2 rRNA genes are annotated in these 3,190 nt (G+C 55.9%); both read right to left on the bottom strand.

Annotated features, from left to right (window positions below):
* Window positions 1–1,316, bottom strand: a 23S ribosomal RNA gene (locus EVU97_RS14840); the annotation flags it as partial.
* 352 nt (window positions 1,317–1,668) lie between these two features.
* A 16S ribosomal RNA gene (locus EVU97_RS14835) occupies window positions 1,669–3,190 on the bottom strand.

Raw genomic sequence — 3,190 nt, 5'->3', positions numbered from 1 at the left:
TTCACTCGCCACACGACGCTCCCCTACCCAACAACACCCCCGTTAAGGGTATGTGTGTCATTGCCACAGCTTCGGTGATGTGCTTGAGCCCCGCTACATTGTCGGCGCAGAATCACTTGACCAGTGAGCTATTACGCACTCTTTAAAGGGTGGCTGCTTCTAAGCCAACCTCCTGGTTGTCACAGCAACTCCACATCCTTTCCCACTTAGCACACGCTTAGGGACCTTAGCTGATGATCTGGGCTGTTTCCCTCTCGACTACGAAGCTTATCCCCCGCAGTCTCACTGCCACGCTCTCACTTACCGGCATTCGGAGTTTGGTTGACGTCAGTAACCCGGTGGGGCCCATCAGCCATCCAGTAGCTCTACCTCCGGCAAGAAACACGCGACGCTGCACCTAAATGCATTTCGGGGAGAACCAGCTATCACGGAGTTTGATTGGCCTTTCACCCCTACCCACAGCTCATCCCCTCAGTTTTCAACCTAAGTGGGTTCGGTCCTCCACGCCGTCTTACCGGCGCTTCAACCTGGCCATGGGTAGATCACTCCGCTTCGGGTCTAGACCCAGCGACTCAAACGCCCTCTTCGGACTCGCTTTCGCTACGGCTACCCCACACGGGTTAACCTCGCCACTGAGCACTAACTCGCAGGCTCATTCTTCAAAAGGCACGCCGTCACCCCACACAGAGGCTCCGACGGATTGTAAGCACACGGTTTCAGGATCTATTTCACTCCCCTCCCGGGGTTCTTTTCACCTTTCCCTCACGGTACTAGTCCGCTATCGGTCACCAGGGAATATTTAGGCTTAGCAGGTGGTCCTGCCAGATTCACACGAGATTTCACGGGCCCCGTGCTACTTGGGAAACAGCACAACACAGCCAGCTATGTTTCGTCTACGGGAGTCGCACCCTCTACGCCCAGCCATTCAAAACTGTTCGACTACACAACTGGTTTCTTACTGCGCACCCTGCTGTCAGACAAGGTCAGCACTGTCCCACAACCCCACAACCGCAACCCCTGACAGGTCTCACACGATCATGGTTTAGCCTCATCCGCTTTCGCTCGCCACTACTCACGGAATCACTCTTGTTTTCTCTTCCTGTGGGTACTGAGATGTTTCACTTCCCCACGTTCCCTCCCAACACCCTATGTGTTCAGGTGCAGGTGACCAGACATGATTCTGGTCGGGTTTCCCCATTCGGAAATCCCCGGATCACAGCCTGTTTATCGACTCCCCGAGGCATATCGCAGATTACAACGTCCTTCATCGGTTCCTGGTGCCAAGGCATCCACCGTGTGCCCTTAAAAACTTAAAGATCACAGATACTAGATGCTCGCGTCCACTGTGTAATTCTCAAACAACACGCCACACACCAACCAACCCACCACAACCACACCGAACCCTCACAGGTCCTCACGTGCAGTCGTTCGTGGCCGGGCTGTCAGTGCCAGCCAAACCCCAGAACACGCATGATGCATGTCCTGAGAACCCAACAACGCGCCAATCACACCCACCACCCCACCTCAGCCAGCCCGTTCCCCACACCATCCGAAGACAGTGTTGTACTTGAGCTAGCTCGAGCGAGCAGTGCGTGCACCATGATCATCGTTCCACCCAGCACACTCCCATCACACACGCGGTGATGCAAGAGCTCATGTGCTCCTTAGAAAGGAGGTGATCCAGCCGCACCTTCCGGTACGGCTACCTTGTTACGACTTAGTCCCAATCGCCAGTCCCACCTTCGACGGCTCCCCCCACAAGGGTTAGGCCACCGGCTTCGGGTGTTACCAACTTTCGTGACTTGACGGGCGGTGTGTACAAGGCCCGGGAACGTATTCACCGCAGCGTTGCTGATCTGCGATTACTAGCGACTCCGACTTCATGGGGTCGAGTTGCAGACCCCAATCCGAACTGAGACCGGTTTTTTGGGATTAGCTCCACCTCACAGTTTCGCAACCCTCTGTACCGGCCATTGTAGCATGCGTGAAGCCCAAGACATAAGGGGCATGATGATTTGACGTCATCCCCACCTTCCTCCGAGTTGACCCCGGCAGTCTCCCATGAGTCCCCACCATCACGTGCTGGCAACATGGAACGAGGGTTGCGCTCGTTGCGGGACTTAACCCAACATCTCACGACACGAGCTGACGACAACCATGCACCACCTGTACACCAGTCCGAAGACGCACACATCTCTGCATGATTCCGGTGTATGTCAAGCCTTGGTAAGGTTCTTCGCGTTGCATCGAATTAATCCGCATGCTCCGCCGCTTGTGCGGGCCCCCGTCAATTCCTTTGAGTTTTAGCCTTGCGGCCGTACTCCCCAGGCGGGGCGCTTAATGCGTTAGCTGCGGCACGGAACTCGTGGAATGAGCCCCACACCTAGCGCCCAACGTTTACGGCATGGACTACCAGGGTATCTAATCCTGTTCGCTCCCCATGCTTTCGCTTCTCAGCGTCAGTAATGGCCCAGAGACCTGCCTTCGCCATCGGTGTTCCTCCTGATATCTGCGCATTTCACCGCTACACCAGGAATTCCAGTCTCCCCTACCATACTCTAGTCTGCCCGTACCCACTGCAGAACCGGAGTTAAGCCCCGGTCTTTCACAGCAGACGCGACAAACCGCCTACAAGCTCTTTACGCCCAATAATTCCGGACAACGCTCGCACCCTACGTATTACCGCGGCTGCTGGCACGTAGTTAGCCGGTGCTTCTTCTCCAGGTACCGTCACGTTAGCTTCGTCCCTGGTGAAAGAGGTTTACAACCCGAAGGCCGTCATCCCTCACGCGGCGTCGCTGCATCAGGCTTTCGCCCATTGTGCAATATTCCCCACTGCTGCCTCCCGTAGGAGTCTGGGCCGTGTCTCAGTCCCAGTGTGGCCGGTCGCCCTCTCAGGCCGGCTACCCGTCGTCGCCTTGGTAGGCCATTACCCCACCAACAAGCTGATAGGCCGCGAGTCCATCCCCCACCAAAAAATCTTTCCACCAACACACCATGCAGTGATTGGTCATATCCAGTATTAGACCCAGTTTCCCAGGCTTATCCCAGAGTAGGGGGCAGGTTACTCACGTGTTACTCACCCGTTCGCCACTAATCCACACCAGCAAGCTGGCGCTTCATCGTTCGACTTGCATGTGTTAAGCACGCCGCCAGCGTTCGTCCTGAGCCAGGATCAAACTCTCCGTTA

Source organism: Dermacoccus sp. 147Ba (genome assembly GCF_004151355.1).
Classification (GTDB): domain Bacteria; phylum Actinomycetota; class Actinomycetes; order Actinomycetales; family Dermatophilaceae; genus Dermacoccus; species Dermacoccus abyssi.
This window is presented reverse-complemented; position numbering and strand designations above follow the sequence as displayed.